15 protein-coding genes are annotated in these 19,576 nt (G+C 65.7%); 3 read left to right on the top strand and 12 right to left on the bottom strand.

Annotated features, from left to right (window positions below; genetic code table 11):
- The coding region (locus tag ACFPTO_RS01240; RefSeq protein WP_377708839.1) for a DUF2946 family protein at positions 1-207 on the bottom strand (207 nt) is incomplete at its 3' end.
- Positions 208-573: 366 nt separating this feature from the next.
- On the opposite strand from ACFPTO_RS01240, the gene ACFPTO_RS01235 reads away from it, so the two are divergent.
- Positions 574-855 (top strand): antibiotic biosynthesis monooxygenase family protein, encoded by a 282-nt coding sequence (locus ACFPTO_RS01235; protein ID WP_293036093.1) that lies wholly within the window; start codon positions 574-576, stop codon positions 853-855.
- Between the two features lie 87 nt (positions 856-942).
- Here the strand turns inward: ACFPTO_RS01235 and ACFPTO_RS01230 are convergent, their stop codons facing one another.
- The 11 genes from ACFPTO_RS01230 to ACFPTO_RS01180 form a co-directional block, all read right to left on the bottom strand.
- Entirely contained in the window at positions 943-1,737 is a 795-nt protein-coding gene (locus ACFPTO_RS01230) for a peptidoglycan DD-metalloendopeptidase family protein (protein ID WP_377708838.1), read from the bottom strand.
- Between the two features lie 163 nt (positions 1,738-1,900).
- Positions 1,901-2,065 carry a hypothetical protein gene (locus ACFPTO_RS01225; protein WP_377708837.1) on the bottom strand — a complete coding sequence of 55 codons (165 nt, stop codon included), beginning with the start codon at positions 2,063-2,065 and terminating at the stop codon, positions 1,901-1,903.
- Between the two features lie 59 nt (positions 2,066-2,124).
- Positions 2,125-2,697: an ANTAR domain-containing response regulator gene (locus ACFPTO_RS01220; RefSeq protein WP_377708836.1), complete on the bottom strand. Its 573-nt coding sequence runs from the start codon at positions 2,695-2,697 to the stop codon at positions 2,125-2,127.
- 16 nt (positions 2,698-2,713) lie between these two features.
- A complete protein-coding gene (locus ACFPTO_RS01215) occupies positions 2,714-5,422 on the bottom strand; it encodes a nitrate reductase (RefSeq protein WP_377708834.1) in 2,709 nt (902 codons plus the stop codon).
- A 5-nt stretch (positions 5,423-5,427) separates the two neighbouring features.
- Entirely contained in the window at positions 5,428-5,754 is a 327-nt protein-coding gene (gene nirD, locus ACFPTO_RS01210) for a nitrite reductase small subunit NirD (RefSeq protein ID WP_377708832.1), read from the bottom strand.
- A 10-nt stretch (positions 5,755-5,764) separates the two neighbouring features.
- The gene (nirB, locus tag ACFPTO_RS01205; RefSeq protein WP_377708831.1) at positions 5,765-8,200 is read right to left on the bottom strand and encodes a nitrite reductase large subunit NirB; all 2,436 of its coding nucleotides are present in this window, start codon (positions 8,198-8,200) and stop codon (positions 5,765-5,767) included.
- 21 nt (positions 8,201-8,221) lie between these two features.
- The gene (locus ACFPTO_RS01200) at positions 8,222-9,424 is read right to left on the bottom strand and encodes a nitrate/nitrite transporter (protein WP_377708829.1); all 1,203 of its coding nucleotides are present in this window, start codon (positions 9,422-9,424) and stop codon (positions 8,222-8,224) included.
- Positions 9,425-9,852: 428 nt separating this feature from the next.
- Entirely contained in the window at positions 9,853-12,588 is a 2,736-nt protein-coding gene (locus tag ACFPTO_RS01195; RefSeq protein ID WP_377708828.1) for a cation-translocating P-type ATPase, read from the bottom strand.
- Between the two features lie 586 nt (positions 12,589-13,174).
- Complete coding sequence (locus ACFPTO_RS01190) at positions 13,175-14,962, bottom strand: chloride channel protein (RefSeq protein WP_377708826.1); 1,788 nt, start codon at positions 14,960-14,962, stop codon at positions 13,175-13,177.
- 5 nt (positions 14,963-14,967) lie between these two features.
- Positions 14,968-15,381: a MarR family winged helix-turn-helix transcriptional regulator gene (locus ACFPTO_RS01185; protein WP_377708825.1), complete on the bottom strand. Its 414-nt coding sequence runs from the start codon at positions 15,379-15,381 to the stop codon at positions 14,968-14,970.
- A gap of 475 nt (positions 15,382-15,856) precedes the next feature.
- Positions 15,857-16,477, bottom strand: coding sequence for a hypothetical protein (locus tag ACFPTO_RS01180; RefSeq protein ID WP_377708824.1), 621 nt, complete (start codon positions 16,475-16,477; stop codon positions 15,857-15,859).
- A gap of 497 nt (positions 16,478-16,974) precedes the next feature.
- Here ACFPTO_RS01180 and ACFPTO_RS01175 point away from each other — a divergent pair, with 497 nt between their 5' ends.
- Positions 16,975-17,598, top strand: a complete 624-nt coding sequence (locus ACFPTO_RS01175; RefSeq protein WP_377708822.1) for an MlaC/ttg2D family ABC transporter substrate-binding protein — start codon at positions 16,975-16,977, stop codon at positions 17,596-17,598.
- An 84-nt stretch (positions 17,599-17,682) separates the two neighbouring features.
- Positions 17,683-19,542 (top strand): AI-2E family transporter, encoded by a 1,860-nt coding sequence (locus ACFPTO_RS01170; RefSeq protein WP_377708853.1) that lies wholly within the window; start codon positions 17,683-17,685, stop codon positions 19,540-19,542.
- The last annotated feature ends 34 nt before the right edge of the window (positions 19,543-19,576 follow it).

Here is a 19,576-nt window from a genome sequence, read left to right as displayed (position 1 = left end):
GGCGTCGCCGTGCTGCGCCTGCGAGTGATGCGGCGAGCCGTGCGAGTCGGCGGCGGCCATGTCTCTCATCGCGCAGAACGACGAATGCATCGCACCCGCGCGATGGTGTTCGACGAGCGTCTGCGAAATGGCCGGCGCGAGCACGCTCATCAGGATTGCAAGCAATCCGAGCAGGCTGCCGAGTTTCCGTAGACGAGTGCGTGACATGTTGCGCGTGGTGCGGCGCGTTGAAAGCGCGGTTGAGGTGCACGGCAGATGCCGTGCGTTGCGTTCAGTGCTGCATGGCCTGTATGGCCTCCATGTGGCGCGGAAAAGCACGCCAACGAATAGATCAATTATGCCATGTGCGTTTTGCGCAATCGGACGTGTGCGGCTATGCCGCAATACGATGTGGTGAAACAGAAACGCACGAATTCGCGCTGACGCGAGCGATGGTGAATGTCGCCGCTGCGCGGCTTTAAACGCGCCGTGCTAACGTTGCGGTCGGTTGCCGCACCGCGTGCTTCTGGCGGCGCGGCGAGCGCTTTGCGCACTACACGTCTCATTCAGGAGGGAAATCTCGTGGTTTACGAAATGGCACACATCACCGTGCAGGCAGGCAAGAACGCCGAATTCGAGGCAGGGGTGAAGCAGGCGATCCCGTTGTTCAACCGCGCGCGCGGTTGCCGTCACGTCGAGTTGCAACGCTCCATCGAGGAGCCGAACCAGTACGTGCTCGTCGTGCAGTGGGACACCGTCGAAGATCACATGGTGCACTTTCGCGAGTCCGCCGACTTCCAGGTGTGGCGCGAGCTCGTCGGCCCGTACTTCGAGAAGCCGCCGGTTGTGGGGCACACACAGGTCGTCGTCAAGTAACGCGAGCGAGCCGGGGCACGCGATTCGTGCGTGCCCCGTGCGTGCACGCGCTCAGGCAGCAGAGCGCCGTTGGTGCGGCGCTCGCGCTTACTGCGGCGGCAAATACCGCAGCGGATCGACCGGCTTGCCGTCGTGCCGCACTTCGAAATGCAGCATGACGCGATCCGCATCCGTCTTGCCCATCTCGGCGATCTCTTCGCCCTTCGTCACCGAATCGCCTTCTTTCACTTTCAGGTTGCGGTTGTGCGCGTAGGCCGTGAGAAAGGCAGCATCGCTCTTCACGATGACCAGATTGCCGTAGCCGCGCAGGCCATTGCCTGCGTACACCACCCGGCCACTGGCGGCTGCGCGCACCGGTTCGCCGGGTTTGCCGCCGATGTCGATGCCCTTGTTGCGCGTGTCGTCGAAGCGTCCGAGCAGCGGGCCGTGGACGGGCCAGCTCAGCGCGATCACGCCGTTGTCGGGGGCGGATGTGGGTGCGGGTGCGGATACGGGGGCGGGTTCGTCTGCCGAAGCTGCGTTGGCAGACGCCGGCGGGGCGACGCGGAGCAACTGGTTCACTTCGATATGGTTCGCGTCGGCGAGGTTGTTCCAGGCGACGAGATCGTGATCGCTTCGCCCGTTCGAGCGTGCGATACGCAAGAGCGTGTCGCCGGGCTGGACGCGATAGTAGCCGGGCCGCGCAGGTGCGAGCACGACAGGCGCGGGTGCGACGGGGGCGACGTTGACCGGCGTGGGCGCGGGTGCGCTCGCGTGGGCGCTCAGGTCCGTGACGGGTGCAGGGTCGAGCCGCGTGGCGCAGGCCGACAGCACGCAGAGCGCCATGGCGCAGATGCTGCGCTGCGCCGTGGTCAAACCGTGGCCAGGGAGATTTGCTCGCATCGTTCTATATCTGCCTTTTTGATTGCGTGACGGCGCGGCATGCCGTCGGGCACGCCAGCGCACTCGACAGTCAACGATTCTCAAGCGTCGATGGTTGACCGCCGAAGCGCCCGAAATCCCCCCCGTGTGCAACGTTTGCAACGTGCGCGACGTGCGCGACGTCTCAGGCGTGTGTGCTCTTTATCGCGAAGCCATCCACGCAGGCGTGCGGATCGCCGCCATTATTGTCACGTCTGGCCATCAGCCCCCAGCGTTCGAATTGCCTGAGGAACCACATGCCTTCCGAGGTGCGCGGGTAGTTGACCGCGCCATCATCGAAGAGGCGCATCGGCGCTACGCTCGCGTGCGCAGCCTGCCCGGGTTCATGGGCGTCGCTTCATTCGTCCTTCATTCATGCGATTTGGCCGCCTCGACGATCTGCCGGGCGGCCTCGGCGAGCTTCACGCTCTGGTTCATCGCGCGCTTGCGCAACGCGGCGTAGGCGGCGGGCTCGGTCATCTTCTGGCGCTCCATCAGCAGCCGCTTGGCGCGGTCGATCAGCTTGCGTTCGGCGAGTTCGTTCTCGGCTTGCGCGAGTCGTTCGCGCAACTGCGCTTCCTGCGCGAATCGCGCGAGCGCGACTTCGAGGATCGGCGCGATCCGCCCGCTCGTGAGCCCTTCCACGAGATACGCCGTCACGCCCGCGTGCACGGCTGTCCGGATCAGCTGCTGGTTCGCGTCGTTGCAGAACATCAGCACCGGGCGCGGCGCGGTGGCGTTCAACACCGCGAGTTGTTCGAGCGTGTCGCGCGAGGGCGATTCGGTGTCGATGATGATGACGTCCGGGCGCGCGCGCTCGACCACGCGATGCAGATCCTGCGGCGTGGCTGGATCGGGCAGCATGTCGTAGCCGAGCCGCGCGAGCGCCTCGCGCAGATCGCCGATAGGTTTGTCGGTGTCGGTGACGAGCAAGACGCGCATGTCAGGTGGCGAATTTCTATCCTGCGATGTTGGCCGCTTCGCACATGCGTCGCAATTCGGGCACGCACGATCCGCAAACCGTACCGCAACCGAGCGACGCTTGCAGGCCCGACACGGATGCGCCGCGCGCAAGCGCCGCCTGGATCTGCGTCGCGCCGACCTGCATGCAACTGCAGACGATGCGCTCACGCGGCGCGCTGGCGATTTTTCCGGCCAGGTGCGCCGAAAATGCGCCGAGGCGCGAACCGCGCCACGGTTCGCGTGCCCGCACGGCGGCGAGCAGCGTGTCGGCCTGGGTGGTGTCCCCGGCCAGCACGAACCCTTCGATGACGTTGTCGCGCCAGCGTGCGCGCTTGTCAAGGCCGCGGCGCGTGTCGCGGAATTCGAGCGTGTCGTCGTCGGGCAGCAGGCCGAGGGCGGCGTAAAGGCGCTCGAGCCAGTGAGCGGGCGCGGCGGCGTCGGCGGCGCGCACGATCAGGAGATCGTCTTCGATGGCGAGCGCCGCATAGCGGCATGCGCCAAGCAGCGGCTGAACGGCCGCCTGCAGCGCCAGCGCGTCGCCGCGCCGCACGGCCACGACGCGCCACGGCAACGCGACAGCTTCGACCCGCACCGCCGCGTGCTTCAGTTCAGGCTGCGACGAATGCGGATCGGCGGCCGGATCGCTGACCTCGTTGATGCCGCTGCTCGACATGAACTGCGCGTTCCAGTGCATCGGCACGAACAGCGTGCCCGAGCGCATGTCTTCGCTCGCGTGCACGGGCAGCACGAGTTCGCCGCGCCGGCTGACGATGCGCACGAGGTCGCCCTCGCGCAGGCCGCGCCGAGCGGCGTCGCCGGGGTGCATGTCGAGCGACGGCTCGCTCGCATGCGCGAAGAGCCGACCGCTGCGGCCCGTGCGCGACATGCCATGCCACTGGTCGCGCAGACGTCCGCTCGTGAGACGAAACGGGAAGCGTGCGTTGACAGCGTCGGCGGGCGGCTGGTAGTCAGGCGCGTGAAAGCGCGCGCGGCCATCTTCGGTGGCGAAGCGGCCATCGGTGTAGCGGCGCGCCTGGCCGTGCGCGCTGCCTGCGGGGAAGGGCCACTGTTGCGGGCCGCGTGCATCGAGGAGCGCATAGCTCAGGCCGCCGATGTCGAGATCGCGGCCTTCGGTGAGCCGCCGGTGCTCGTCGAAGATCGGCTCCGGCGCATCGAATGCAAAGCGCGGCGTGCGGGGTGCGCGCGGTGTGTGATCAAGCCGCTGCTCCAGACGCTGCGCGACTTGTACGGCAATCCACCAGTCCGGCTTCGCCGCGCCCGGCGCATCGACGGCTGCATGCACGCGCGAGATCCGGCGCTCCGAGTTCGTCACGGTGCCGCTTTTCTCGCCCCAGCTCGCGGCGGGCAGCAACACGTCCGCATAGGGCACGGTGTCGGTTTGCGTGAAGGCTTCCTGCACGACGACGAACTCGGCCTTTTCGAGCGCTTCGCGCACGCATGCGCTGTCGGGCAGCGAATGCGCCGGGTTCGTACAGACGATCCAGACGGCCTTGATGGTGCCCGCGCGCAGCGCATCGAACATGTCGACGGCGGGCAGTCCCGGGCGCGCCGAGAGCGCTTCGGCTTCGATGCCCCACAGCCGCGCAACTTCCTCACGCTCCGCCGCGTTGCCGATATCGCGATGTGCGGCGAGCATCGTCGCCATGCCGCCCACTTCGCGCCCGCCCATGGCGTTGGGCTGACCGGTCAGCGAAAACGGTCCCGCGCCGGGCTTGCCGATTTGCCGCGTCGCCAGATGCAGGTTGATGAGCGCGAGATTCTTGTCGGTGCCGTGACTCGACTGGTTCAGTCCCATGCAATAGAGCGACAGTGCCGCGTCGCTCGCGCCGAACCATTCGGCGGCCTGAATCAGGTCTGCTTCGGCGATGCCGCACAACTCGGCGGCAATCGCGGGCGTGAACGTCCTCACCGCCGCTTTGAGCGCCTGGAAACCTTCGGTGTGCTGGTCGATGAATGCGCGATCGACGAGTCCTTCCCAGATCAGGTGATGCAGCATGCCGTTGAAGAGCGCGACATCGGTTCCCGGTTCGATGGCGAGGTGCAGGTCGGCCATCGCGGCGGTGTCGGTGCGGCGCGGGTCGATCACGATCCAGCGGATCGACGGATCGGCCGCCTTCGCCGCTTCGAGGCGGCGAAACAGCACGGGATGCGCCCACGCCGCGTTGCTGCCCGCGAACAGCACCGTGCGTGCGTGCTCCAGGTCGTCGTAGCAGGTGGGCGGGCCGTCGGCGCCGAAGGCCATCTTGTAGGCGGTCACGGCGCTCGACATGCACAGGCGCGAGTTGCTGTCGATATTGTTCGTGCCAATCAAACCCTTCGCGAGTTTGTTGAACACGTAGTAATCCTCGGTAAGCATCTGGCCGGAGACGTAAAACGCCACGGCGTCCGGGCCGTGCTGTTCGACGATGCTCGCGAAGCGCTCAGCGACTGCATCGAGCGCCACCGGCCACTCGACTTCCGTGCGCGGCTCGCCGCGCTGCCTGCGCAACTCGGGCGCAAGCGCGCGGCCCGTCGTGCTGCGTGCGGTGTCGGCGAGGGCCATGCCCTTGCTGCAAAGCTGGCCGCGGTTCGCGGGATGATCGGGGTCGCCGCGCACGCTGGCGATGCGGCCGTCGACCGATTCGATCAGCACGCCGCAGCCGACGCCGCAGTAGCAGCAGGTGGAGCGCGTCACGGTCTTCATGATCGTCAGTCCAGGCAGAGGAACACGGCGCCGTCTTCGACGCGCACCGCGAATCGATGCGCGCAGCCCACATCCGGTGCGCGCGCCTCGCCGCTCGTGAGGTCGATATTCCACGCGTGCAGCGGGCAGGTGACGCTCTCGCCGTGCACGATGCCTTGCGAGAGCGCACCGCCCTTGTGCGGGCACCGGTCGAGCAGGGCGAACACGTCGTCGAGCGCGGTGCGAAAGAGCGCGATGTTGCCGCTGGCGCGTTCGAGTACGCGGCTGCCGAGGCGCGGAATGTCCGCGACTTCGCAAACGCGGGTCCAGATGGGCGTGATTTTCGTATCCATGTGCGTGTCCTCAGGCGACGACTTTGAGCGGAATGTACTGGGTGCGTTGCGTACCGGCGACGCGCGTCTCCCACGGGTCCGGCAGACCTTCGAGGGAATACAGCAGGCGTTCGTAGAGCGCGCGGCGATTGCTTGCGTCCTCCACGACTTTCTGCTTCACGTAGTCGAGCCCCACGCGCCCGATGTAATGCACGGTGCGGTCGAGGTAATACGCTTCCTCGCGATAGAGCTGCAGGAACGCACCGGTGTATTCCTTCACTTCGTCGGCGGTCTTCACCTTGCAGAGGAACTGCGCCACTTCGGTCTTGATGCCGCCGTTGCCGCCCACATAGAGCTCCCAGCCGCTGTCGACGGCGATCACGCCCACGTCCTTGATGCCCGACTCGGCACAGTTGCGCGGGCAACCGGAGACGGCGAGCTTGACCTTGTGCGGCGACCACATGTTGGCGAGCATCGTTTCGAGGTCGATGCCCATTTGCGTGCTGTTTTGCGTGCCGAAGCGGCAGAACTCGCTGCCCACGCAGGTTTTCACGGTGCGGATCGATTTGCCGTAAGCGTGCCCCGACTTCATGCCGAGATCGCGCCAGATGTCCGGCAGATCCTCCTGCTTCGCGCCGAGCAGATCGATACGCTGGCCGCCCGTGACCTTGACCAGCGGAATGTGGTACTTGTCGGCCACGTCGGCGATGCGGCGCAGCTCGGACGGGTTCGTCACGCCGCCCTTCATCTGCGGGATCACGGAGAACGTGTTGTCCTTCTGGATGTTCGCGTGCAGGCGTTCGTTGACGAAGCGGCTTTGCGGATCGTCCACGGCTTCGCGCGGCCACGTCGAAAGCAGGTAGTAGTTGATGGCGGGACGGCAGCTCGCGCAGCCGTTCGGCGTGTGCCATTCGAGGAAATCGTAGACCTCGCGGTGCGTGAGCAGATGGTGCTCGCGGATCGCCTTGCGCACTTCGGCGTGATTGTGCGCGGTGCAGCCGCAGATCGCCTTGGTTTTGGGCGCTTCCTGGAAGCTGGAGCCGAGCGTATTCATGAGAATCTGCTCGACAAGCCCCGCGCACGAGCCGCACGAACTTGCCGCCTTCGTGTGCTTCTTCACCTCGTCGAGCGTGAAGAGGCCCTTTTCGGTGATCGCCTTGACGATGGTGCCCTTGCACACGCCGTTGCAACCGCAGACTTCGTCGTTGTCGCTCATGGCGGCGGCGCGGCTCTGACCCTGCACGCCCGCGTCGCCGATGCCCGTTTCGCCGAACACGAGGTGCTCGCGCAACTCGCCCAGCTTGCGCTGCTCGCGCAGGAGGCGGAAGTACCATGCGCCGTCGGCGGTATCGCCATAGAGGCACGCGCCGACGAGTTTGTCATCCTTGATGACGAGCTTCTTGTACACGCCGCCCGCCGGATCCGAGAGCACGATTTCCTCCGTGCCGTCGCCGCCGAGGAAATCGCCCGCGGAAAAGAGGTCGATGCCCGTCACCTTGAGCTTGGTCGAGAGCACCGAACCCTTGTAGCTGCCGATGCCCATCAGCGCGAGGTGATTCGCGCACACCTTCGCCTGTTCGAAGAGCGGCGCGACGAGACCATAGGCAACGCCGCGATGATTCACGCATTCGCCCACGGCGTAGATGCGCGGATCGTAGGTCTGCATCGCGTCGTCGACAACGATGCCGCGCGAGCAGTGGAGGCCCGCCGATTCGGCCAGTGCGGTGTTGGGCCGGATGCCCACGGCCATCACGACGAGATCGGCCTGCAGCGCATCGCCATCGGCGAAGCGCACGCCGGTCACTTCGCCTGCCTCGTTGCCGGTGATTTCCACCGTCGCCTTGTTGAGCAGGAACTGCAGCCCGCGCGCCTCCAGCGAACGCTGCAGCAGCTTGCCCGCGGTGGCGTCCAGTTGCCGTTCGAGCAGCGTATCGGCGAGATGCACGACGCTCACGTCCATGCCGCGCAGCTTGAGCCCGTTGGCCGCTTCGAGCCCGAGCAGCCCGCCGCCGATCACCACGGCGTGCCGCTTGACGGCGGCGGCGTCGATCATCGTGTTGGTGTCCTGGATGTCGCGATACGCGATCACGCCTTTGAGCGTGTTGCCCGGCATCGGGGGAATGAACGGCGTCGATCCGGTGGCGATCAGCAGGCGGTCGTAGGGGGCTTCGGTGCCGTCATCGGCCACGACGATGCGCCGCACGCGGTCGATGCGCTCGACGCGCTTGCCGATATGCAGGCGAATGCCGTTTTGCGCATACCAGTCGAGCGGATTGAGCACGATGTCGTCGAAGTTCTGCTCACCGGCAAGGACCGGCGAGAGCAGGATGCGGTTGTAGTTCGGATGCGGCTCCGCGCCGAACACGGTGATGTCGTAGTGGTTCGGCGCGAGTGCCAGCAGCTCTTCGAGCGTGCGGATGCCGGCCATGCCGTTGCCGATGACGACGAGCTTCGGTTGCGTATTCATGTGATGCTCCTCGCAGTGAATTCAGACGCGGGCCGCGGCCATCGACCACGCATTGCGCCAACGGTGCTTTACGTTGCGCATGCCGGCCCAGCCCGCGAAGGTGAGGCATGCGAATAATGCGAGGCCCCAGGCGTAATCGCCGGTGGCCTGCTTGATTGCGCCGAGGCTCGCCGCGAGCGCGAAACCGCCCACGCCGCCCGCCATGCCGACGAGTCCGGTCATCACGCCGATCTCCTTGCCGAAGCGCTGGGGCACGAGCTGGAACACCGCGCCGTTGCCGGCGCCGAGGCAGAGCATCGCGGCGATGAAGAGCAGCACGGTGACGACCGGGCCGCCCGGGTGGAACGCCGCCACGCCGATCAGCAGGGTCACGGCGCCAAACACGTTGAGCAGCGAGCGCGTGCCGCCGATGCGGTCGGCGAGCAACCCGCCGACCGGGCGCATCGCTGAACCGGCGAACACGCATGCGGCGGTGGCCCATCCGGCGAGCTTCGCGTCGAACGCGAACTGATCGTGGAAGAAACCGGGCAGCGCGCTCGCGAAGCCCGAAAAGCCGCCGAACGTGAGCGAATAAAAGAACATGAACCACCACGTATCGCGATTGCGCAGCATGCGCGCGTAGTCGGACAAATGCTTGCGCTGGACGATGCCGGGCGCGTCCTGCGCGCAGACCGTATACACGGCGAGCGCCGCGACGAGCGGAATGCAGGCCATGCCGAACACGTTTTGCCAGCCGAACGCGACAGCGAGCGCGGGTGCGAAGAGCGCCGCGAATACGGTTCCCGAGTTGCCTGCGCCTGCAATGCCCATTGCGGTGCCCTGGTGCTGGGGCGGATACCAGCGCGAGGCGAGCGGCAACGCGACGGCGAACGAGGCGCCCGCCACGCCGAGCGTGACGCCGAAGAAGAGCGCCTGCGCCAGCGAGTGCAGGCCGACGCGCCACGCCACCAGCAGGCTTGCGATGACGCACAACTGGCCGATGAGTCCTGCGCGCTTCGCACCGATGCGGTCCGCGAGCATGCCCATGAACAAGCGCAGGATCGCGCCCGCGAGAATCGGCGTGGCGACCATGAAACTGCGCTGCTGCGTGGTGAGCGCGAGCGTGTGGGCGATCTGGATCTGCAGCGGTCCGAGCAGATACCAGACCATGAAGCTCAGGTCGAAGTAGAGGAACGCCGAGAACAGCGTCGGGGTGTGGCCATTGCGCCAGAAACTGCGATCCATGTCGGCTCCGTCGTTGGATCGTACCGGTAGGGGTGAACCGGATGCGACGAACGTCGAACGTCATTGCTCGACAAAGTTCGGTGACCGCTGTGTTGTACGGCGATGTTGCGCAATACAGCAGCCACGATACGGAGCGGCGCACGAGGTTAATCGGCGCCTGCTTTTGGCTCCCGCACCGTTGCAGGAGTTGAGCGCTATTCTGCAAGCACCATGCCAGCTTGCAGCAAGCGCGCGAAGCGTTGCTGGATGGGGTTTGGCGGGAAATGGACGGAGTCCGGCTGGTGCACCGCAGCAGTGCGAAACAAACCGTGCCGCACTCAACTGGCGCAGCGGCCGCACGCGAAAGCGGCGGCGCGCATGCGCTCGCGGCTACAACCGATTGAGAAAATCCGGCGCGCGCGGCCTCGCGCTCGGGGCGCGCGCGCCGATCACGCCGTGGCGTTGACGCCTTTCATCGCGCGCCATCTGCGGATGACCCATTTCTCCGCTTCGACGACGAGGAAGAACACCACGTCCGCCAGAAGTAGCCACGGCCACACACTGGCAGGCAAGGCCGCCGTGCCGAACAGTTCCTGAAGGGGCGGCGCATAGGTAAACAGCAATTGAAGAACGATCACCGAGCCAATGCCCATCAGCAAATAGCGGTTGCCCATATGCGCCTTGATCGATAACGACGATTCGACCCGATAGCGGGTATTGAGCAGGTAGAAGATCTGGCCGAACGTGAGCGCATTGACCGCCGCCGTGCGGGCAACCTCGTCCGGCATGTCGTGGCCGATCGCCCGGAAAAACACCCATAGCGTCAGCGCGACGAGGCCGAGACCGACGAAGGCGACGCGCCACATGCCGAAGCCGGTCAGGATGGGCCGTCCTGTTTTTGCGGGCGGCCGGCGCATGACATCCGGTTCGTGCGGTTCGAACGAAATGACGAGCGCGAGCGCCACCGACGTCACCATATTGACCCACAGCACCTGCGGCGTCGTGATCGGCATCCGGAAACCGACGAGGATCGCGGCCATGATCACGACGCCCTGCGCCACGTTCGTCGGCAGCATGAACAGGATGGTTTTTTCGATGTTGTTGTAGACCGTGCGGCCTTCGCGTACGGCTGCCGTGATCGATGCGAAGTTGTCGTCGGCGAGCACCATCGCGGCCGCCTCGCGCGTGACCTCGGTGCCCTTTATGCCCATCGCCACGCCGATGTCGGCCTTCTTGAGCGCGGGCGCATCGTTCACGCCGTCGCCGGTCATCGCGACGATCTGGTTGTCCGCCTGCATGGCCTTCACGAGCCGAAGCTTGTGCTCCGGGCTCGCGCGCGCGAACACGTCGACCCGCTCGACTTCCGCCTGCAGCGTCGCGCTATCCATGACTTCGATTTCGGCACCGGTCAGCGCGGTCTTGCCGTCGCCAACGCCGAGCATCCGCGCAATCGCCGCGGCCGTGATCTTGTGGTCGCCCGTAATCATCGTGACGCGGATGCCGCCCGCGTGGCATTCCTTGACGGACTCGATGGCTTCCTTGCGCGGCGGATCGAGCAGGCCGATCAGCCCGAGCAGCACGAGCGTCGCGGGCAGATCGGACGGCGCGAGGCTCTGGCTCGCCATGCCTGGATCGTCGAGCCAGGCGAGCCCCAGTACGCGCTCGCCCTGTGCGGCAAGGCGATCCGATGCCTGCAGGAAATAGTCGAGGTCGAGCGGCTGCGGGCCGTTGCGGGTCTGCTGGCGGTTGCAATGTTCGAGGATGACTTCGGGCGCGCCCTTGACGAGCAGGCACCGCGCGCCGCTCGTGTCCTCGTTCAGCGTGGCCATGAACTTGTGTTCCGACTCGAACGGAATGACGTCGGCGCGCCGGTATGTCGCCTCCAATGCATCGCGCGCGAGGCCGATCTTCGCCGCAAACGGATACAGCGCGCCTTCCGTCGGGTCGCCTTCGACTTTCCATATGCCGTCTTCGTGACGCAGTTCCGCGTCGTTGCAAAGCACCGAGACGCGGCCCATCAGATCGAGCACAGGGTCTTGCGGCGCGGGTTTGCCGTCGTGCAGGACGCGTCCTTCCGGTGCGTAGCCCTGGCCATCGACCTCGTAGGCGGCATCGGCGGTCACGGCCGAGACGACCATCATTTCCATCAGCGTCAACGTGCCGGTCTTGTCCGAGCAGATCCGCGACACCGAGCCCAGCGTTTCGACGGCGGGCAAACGCCGGATGATGGCGTGGCGCTCCGCCATGCGCTGCACGCCGATAGCGAGCGTGATCGTGATGATGGCGGGCAGGCCTTCCGGAATGACCGAGACGGCAATGCCGACGACGGCCTGGAAGATGTCGACGAACGGCAACTGTTCGACCCAGTGACCGTAGGCGAATACGAGCGCGCTGACCACGAGAATGACGGCGGTGATCGTATGGCCGAACTTCGTGATCTGGCGCAGCAGCGGCGTTTCGAGCTTGTCGACGGAAGCCAGCATCTGGTTGATGCGGCCCAGTTCGGTGTTGCTGCCGGTTGCGACGACTACGCCGGTGGCGCGTCCCGACACGACGAGCGTGCCCGAATACGCCATGCTGTGGCGGTCGCCGACGGTCGCGTTCGCGGCGGCGGGATCGACCGACTTGTCGCTCGGCACCGATTCGCCCGTGAGCGCCGCTTCTTCCGTGCGCAGGTTCTTGATCTCGACGAGCCGGAGATCGGCGGGCACCTTGTCGCCCGATTCGAGCAGCACGATGTCGCCGGGGACGAGATCTTCCGATGCGATCATGCGCGCCTCGCCGTCGCGCAGCGTTCGCGCTTCGGCGGACAGCATGTTGCGGATCGAATCGAGCGCCTTTTCGGCCTTGCCTTCCTGGACGAACCCGAGCACCGAGTTGATGACGACGACGCCGAGGATGACCGATGCATCGATCCACAGGCCGAGCATGAGCTTGACGAAGCCGCAGCCGAGCAGCACGTACACGAGCACGTTGTGAAACTGGTTCAGCAGCCTGCGCAACTGGCTCTGCTTGCCGGTTGCCGGAAGCCGGTTCGGACCATATTGCCGAAGCCTTGCAGTGACGTCCGCAGTGGCGAGCCCCGCCGCCGCATTCGTGCCGAGCCGCTGTATCGCCTCGTCACCGGTCACTGCATGCCAGGCTGTCGCCTCGCCCTGCTGAATCCCGCTTGCCGCGTCGTTCATCGCGCTCTCCACAAGGCTGTTGCGGATGCGATCCTTCGAAACCGCGAAGCCACTCACCGAACCCCGTCACGGCGAGCTTGCCGCCGTTCGCTTGCCGCTCAGGTTCGCCGCGCGGCTGGGTCTGCTGAATTCGGGGTCTGCGGGGGCGAGCGCCGTCCGCTTGAGAAGGGTGCGCGCTTATTCTGACAGACAGTCAGGGTTGTCGCTCGCTGGCGTGGCTTTGGGTGCCGCGCGTTCTACCGTGGTCGCGTTTATAACCTCGTCTGTGCGCGCGGGCGGCAGAAGCGAGGGAGCGCAGATTGTCTGCGGCTTGGTCGTAACCGCGCATGCGTTATCGATGCGCGCGCAAGGATGCGGGGCGCCGAAGCCGCGTGCAGGCGCGACGCTTTCGGGAGCCGCGATCGGCAGTATCCAATCGGTTATCGCAATTGCGGCAGTTTTTGTGAGCGGCATTCGCAACTAACTGTCCAGCCCGGCCGTGCCAGCCCGGCAGGCGTTCGCAGCACATCGAGCTGCGAACGCCTGTGAATCGAAAGCGTCGGCCAGAAGGGTGGGGAGCGAAGGACGCCGTTGCGCTGGCGTGCGCTTAACCAGCCTTGCGCACCGGGGGGAATCGTCGCTTGCTGTTGCTCATGCGAATCCGGCGAAACCGCTCTTTCTTGTGCTCTTCCTCGAAGTGCGCGAGCGAGAGCTTGACCAGATCGCTGCGCGAAACAATGCCGATGAGCTGCATCGACGTGCGGTCGGCGACCACGGGCAACCGCTCGAGGTCGTGGATCGCGAGCCGCGTCGCGATCTGCCGGCAGGTTTCCTCGGGCAGCGCCACGTCGGGCACGTGGGGCGCGAGAAACTCGCCGAGCGTCTTGCTGGCGGCGTCGCCCTGCAGCACGTCGAGCATCGCGCGATCCACCACGCCGAGTACCGCGCCGTCTCGCACGACGGGCCACGCGCGGCGCGTTTGCGTCGCGCCGAAGAAGGCCGCGAGGGCATGGCGAACGGTGGTGTTCGCGTCGATCGTTTCGACGTTGTGCGACATCACCTCGTTCACATAGTGACGTTCGAGCGGATCGACGCCGTACTCGCGATAGATGTGATAGCCGCGGCGCGCGATCTTCTCGGTCATGATCGAGCGCTTCATGACGATGGTGGCGAAGGAGTGCGCGATCAGCGTGGCCGCGAGCAGCGGCAGCAGCGCGTTGCTGTCGTGCGTGAGGCCGAACGCGAACACGATGGCCGTGAGGGGCGCGCCGAGCGTCGCGCCGAGCGTGGCCGACATGCACACGAGCGGCCACAGCGCGGGATCGCCGCCGGGCAGCACGTGGCCGAGCACGGCGCCGAGTCCCGCGCCGAGCATCAGCAGCGGGGCGAGCACGCCGCCCGAGGTGCCGGAGCCGAGCGCGACGACCCAGATGATGGCCTTCACGACGAGGATGCCGATGGCGGCTTCCCAGAAAATATGCTGGTGCAGCAGGTCGCCGATGACGTCGTAGCCGACGCCGAGCGCGCGCGGCTCGAAGAAGCCGCCGATGCCGATCACGAGGCCGCCGAGCGCGGGCCACCAGCTCCAGTGAAGCGGCAGGCGTCCGAACAGATCTTCGACCTTGTAGAGCGAGACCGACAATCCCGAAGCCAGCGCGCCGGACAACAGGCCCGCGATGATGCACGAACCGAGTGCGAGCGCATGAGGCGGCGGCGTCTGGAGGGCGAACAGCGGCTCGACGCCGAAGAAGGCGGCGCGTGCGAATCCCGCGACGGCGCACGCGAGCGCGACCGGCAGGAAGCTGCGGGGCCGCCATTCGAACAGCAGCAATTCGACGGCGAGCAGCACGGCGGCGACGGGCGTGCCGAACACGGCGGTCATGCCTGCTGCCGCGCCTGCGACGAGCAGCGTCTTGCGTTCGGCGGAAGTGAGCCGGACGCACTGCGCCAGCAGCGAGCCGAGCGCGCCGCCCGTCATGATGATCGGGCCTTCGGCGCCGAACGGTCCGCCGCTGCCGATTGCGATACCGGACGAAAGCGGCTTGAGCACCGCCACTTTCGGCGACATGCGGCTTTTGCCGAACAGGATCGCTTCGATGGCTTCGGGGATGCCGTGACCGCGGATGCGATCGGAGCCGAAGCGCGCGATCAGGCCGACGAGCAGCCCGCCCAGGGTCGGGATCAGGATCACCCAGGGGCCGAGCGTATTGAGCGCGGGCGAATGATCGGCGAACGAAAAGCGGCCAAAGAAGAACAGGTTCGTGAACAGGTGAATCAGGCTCAGCAGCGCAAAGGCGGCGAGCGTGGCGAGCAGGCCAATGACGGCCGCTAGCGCGGCGACGCCGGGCAGGCGGTTATTGGCGGAAAAGTCGCGCTTGTGTGAGTCGGCGTGCATGGTGGTCAAAGATCGATTTGCGGAATCGTAAAGGTCCCGTCGAGCGAGTTCAGCTCGGTGCGGTGCAGTTCGGCGAGGCGCGCCAGTTGCTTCTCGCCTTCGGCGCACAGATGGACTTCCACCTGGCGGCGATCGTGCTCGCTCACCCGGCGCTCGACGAGGCCGTGTGCCTCGCAGCGCGTCACGAGCGCGACGACGCCGTGATGGTGTGCCTGCAGGCGCTCGGCCAGCTCGCCGACCGTGGCCCAGTCGCGCCCGGGGTAGCCCTTGATGTGCAGAAGCAGCAGATACTGCAACGGCGTGATGCCATCGGCGTGCGCGGCCTGTTCGGAAAAGCGCTCGAAGCGCCGCATCTGATAGCGGAACTGCGACAGCTGCTCGAAATCGCGCTTGTCGAGGGCGCGGGTACTCTGCTTCATCGGACGGTCCTGGAAAACTGGTAAATCGGTTAATACATCATAATATGATATATCTGCCCGTATGAGGGCAACAGATTGGATTGTGGGGTTTCAGGCGGTGAGCGGCCCGCCGGGCTGCGACTGGCGATAGAGACCCGAAATGAGGTCCGCCTGCGTGACCCTGACATGATCAAAAGGGGGCTGGAGAGAGGCGGAATTCAGCGGTGGTAGAAAAAGTGGGTCGCGGCATTATATCGCAACGTGATATATATTGCGACGGTCAATTCGTTTTAACCCGGATTTCAGGGCCGTTCATGCCCTATGCCGTTCCCTGCAATGACGTAGCCACGCCGATTCAAAACGTGAAATTAAAAAGGACTACAAATAATAAAGCCGTGAGTATTGGCCAAATAATCGATTGGGGCGGCGGGTAAGGTTGCGCGCGACCGGTGCGAGTGACCGGTCGCGCGAGACTCATCTGTGGTTCAGCTACGGCTCAGGTGTGCGACTGCGGGCGTTGACTCGCGGCGGTCGTGCTGTTCGGCGCGGGCGTCGGCTTGCCGGGTGCCTGATGATGATGTTGGGGCGACTGACGTGCTTGTTGCGATCTGGACCGCGCGGGTGACGAATGCAGTTGATGTGCCAGATGCGCCTGGTGCGCCTGGTGCGCTTGATGCGCTTGATGCACTTGCGCCTGCCGTACCGGCGGGGCGCGCCGCGTGGGCGGCGGCGTCACGTGCGCCTTCTGCATCGGCAGACGGCCTTCGTGGTGAGCCATGACGAGCCGCAGTTGCGAGCGCCGGTGGAGCAACTCGCCGCGCCGGTCGCCATGGGCGTAGAAGCGGCGATGACGTCGGCCGTCGTGGCCAACGTACCAGAAGTACGTATTGCCGCCTGTGACGACGATGTCGCTGTCGAGGGCGACGGAAATATACGCGTCATAAGGCTCCGGCACGTAGACGGGCTCCGCGGCGACAACAACCGGTTGCGGCGGGGGCGGTGCAGCGACGACTACGGTGGGCCGCGCGGGATGAGCGGCGACACGGGAATCGGACATGCAGCCGCTCAGCAGCAGCGTCGCGGCCAGGGCGCCGAGGGCGAGCGTTTTACCGTTCAAACAAGACTCCATCACGATGGTTGATACCTCAACCGGTTAACGGCACGTTCGGACGGCTGCTTGAGAACGTGTTTGCTCGTGACGGGTTCGCGAGCCGCGCGATCCGGCCCGTTCGGGCTGCGGCGGATGCGGCTCCCGTCGAGCGCTGCCGCGCTGCAGCAACCGCGGCTCTGCGTTGTAGTTCTTACCGGCGCCGATACGAAGAAGCAGCGAAGAAGAAGCGGCGAAGACAAGCCAGCACGCCGGATACCGCGACCGCTATCCGCGCGTCGGGCGAGAGCGCGCCGACGCGCTTCGGGCAGTTTCCAGTTTGGTATGGGCCTTGCTTTGCATGAAGACGCAATCGCGCTCTTCTTCGTGTGCGCGCCGCAGCGCGTGCGGCGGGCTCACCCTGTTCGTTCCGAACTTCTAGACTGGAGGATATCGGGCTCGCTCAGTCAGGGTTCGCCCGCGCGTGCACATGTGCGCGCCCGTGCGATTCACCTTTCGAGGCAACAATGAAAAAACTGCTGCTCGTTTTCGCGCTGTTCACATGGCTCGTGCCTGGCGTGCCCGCGCAGACTGCCGTCGATCAGTCGGATCCGCAGGCGCTCATCAAAACCGCCACCCAGCAGGTGCTGGACGAAGTGCGGGCGAAAGCCATCGCACCGGACGATATCGCACGTATTCGCGACATCGTCGACCGGGACATCCTGCCGTACGTCGATTTCAGTCGCACCACGCGGCTCGCGATGGGCCCTCACTGGCGCACGGCCACGCCGGAGCAGCAAAAGCGCATTGCGTCGGAATTCCAGTCGCTGCTCATTCATCTGTATTCGGGTGCGCTCGCGCAACTGAAGCCCGACCAGCAGATCAACTACTTGCCGATGCGCTCGTCGCCGGGCGACACCGATGTGGTCGTCCGAACGCTTGCACAGACGAACAGCAAGCCCGTCGAGATCGATTATCGTCTGTACAAGACGCCCCAGGGCTGGCGGCTCTATGATCTGAACGTGCTGGGCGCGTGGCTCATCCAGACCTACCGGCAACAGTTCAACGAGAAAATCCAGGAGAGCGGCATCGATGGACTTATCCAGTTTCTCAGTGCGCGCAACCAGGAACTCGTCCCGGGAAAATCGTGAGGCAGGCCGCGTGCGGCTTGTGCACGGCTTGTGTGGTTCGTGCGCCGCGTGCCCGATTGACTCATGAAACCCCCGCGCTACGACATGAATTTCCCGATGCCCCCGCAGGGCAGGCGCAATCGTGTCTTTCCGCCGACCCCGCCGACGCTGCATAGCCTCGCCGCCGTGATTACCGGCGTGATTGTCGTGTGCGGGCTGTACTTCGGGCGCGCAGTGCTGATTCCGATCACGCTTTCCGTGCTGCTGAGCTTCCTGCTTGCGCCGCTCGTGACGATGCTGCGCCGCCTGCATCTGGGCTCGTTCCTGTCGATCTTCCTTGCCGTGCTAGCCACGGTGCTCGCGCTGGCGGGCATTGGCACGCTGATCACGGCGCAGATCGTTCAGCTTGCAGCCGATCTGCCGCAATATCAGGAGGCGATCGAGCAGAAGGTGGAGACGGTGCAGGAAAAAACCGTGGGCCGCGCCGATCTGCTGATGAGCCGTGCGGCCACCGCACTGCAGCGCGTGACGCCCGCGCCGCCGCCCGCACTGCCACAGCCGCACGGGCACGCGGCGCGCAATGCGCCTGCCGTGCCGACGCCGGTCGAGGTCCACCCGCCCGCACCCACGCCGATGCAACTTGCGCGACGGGCCTTCGCGCCGGTCATCGCGCCGCTCGAAACGGGCTTTATCGTGCTCGTGGTGACGATCTTCATCCTGCTGCAGCGCGAAGATCTTCGCGACCGGCTCATTAGCGTATTCGGTTCCGAAGATCTGCATCGCACCACGACGGCCATTAACGATGCATCCGAGCGCCTGTCGCGCTACTTCGTCGCGCAACTGGGCGTGAATGTCGCGGTGGGCGCGATCATCTCGATCGGGCTCGCCATCATCGGCGTGCCGGGCGCGCTGCTGTTCGGCGCCGTGGCCGCGTTGCTGCGCTTCGTGCCGTACATCGGCATCTGGATCGCCGCGGCGCTCGCGACGGTGCTCGCTGCCGCCATTCAGCCGCAATGGACGATGGCGGTGTCGACGCTGATTCTCTTTATCGTCGTCGATGTGGTGGCCGGGCAATTCGCGGAGCCGATGCTCTACGGACGCCGCTCGGGTCTTTCGCCGCTCGCGGTCGTCGTGGCGGCGATCTTCTGGACCTGGCTCTGGGGGCCGGTCGGGCTCGTGCTGTCGACGCCGCTCACGCTGTGCATCGTCACGCTCGGGCGCTATGTCGACCGGCTCAACTTCCTGACCATCCTGCTCGGCGACCAGCCCGCACTCACGCCCGCGCAGATGTGCTATCAGCGGCTGCTTGCAGACGATCCGCGCGAAGCGTTGCTGCAGGCCGACCGGCTGCTCGCGGGCATGCCGCTCATCGATTACTACGAGCAGGTGGTGTTCGAAGGCCTGCGCTTTGCGCGCAACGATGCGCTGCGCGGCGTGCTGCCGAGCGAACAGGTCGCGCGGATCAATCAGGCGCTGCGGGATATCGTGGAGGACCTCGAATCCGTCGACGATTCGCGGCATGTCACGGGTGATGAAAGTGGTGGCGACGGTGCCGCCACCGTTGCAGGGACAACCTCTTCTGAAGCGGGCGCGGTGCTGTGCGTGCCGGGACGCGGCGCTTTCGACGAAGTGGTTGCCGCGATCGTCGCGCAACTGCTCGTGCGGCGCGGTATTGCCTGTGCGACGACGAGCTATGAGCAGGTGCGCGCCACGCGCGCTGCGATGGTGGATGCGCAGCACACCGCTGTGATCTGCGTGGTGTCGCTCGATGCGCCCGAATCGCCGCCGTATTTGCGCAATCTCGTGCGACGGCTGCGCGAGCGGACGGCGCAGGCGGTGATCGTCGTGGGTGTGTGTGGATCGCGCGGCGAGGAAATGCCCCTCACGTCCGACGATCCGAATGCGCGGATGGCGGCCGCGTTGAGGGATTTGATCGACGAGTGCGCGGGTGCGCGCGTGACGTGATCCTTCGCCGCGATGACACGGCACGCCGAACGCC

This window comes from Paraburkholderia denitrificans, assembly GCF_042655705.1.
GTDB lineage: Bacteria > Pseudomonadota > Gammaproteobacteria > Burkholderiales > Burkholderiaceae > Paraburkholderia > Paraburkholderia denitrificans.
Note: the sequence above shows the minus strand (reverse complement) of the source record. Positions and strands in the feature narration are given on the sequence as shown.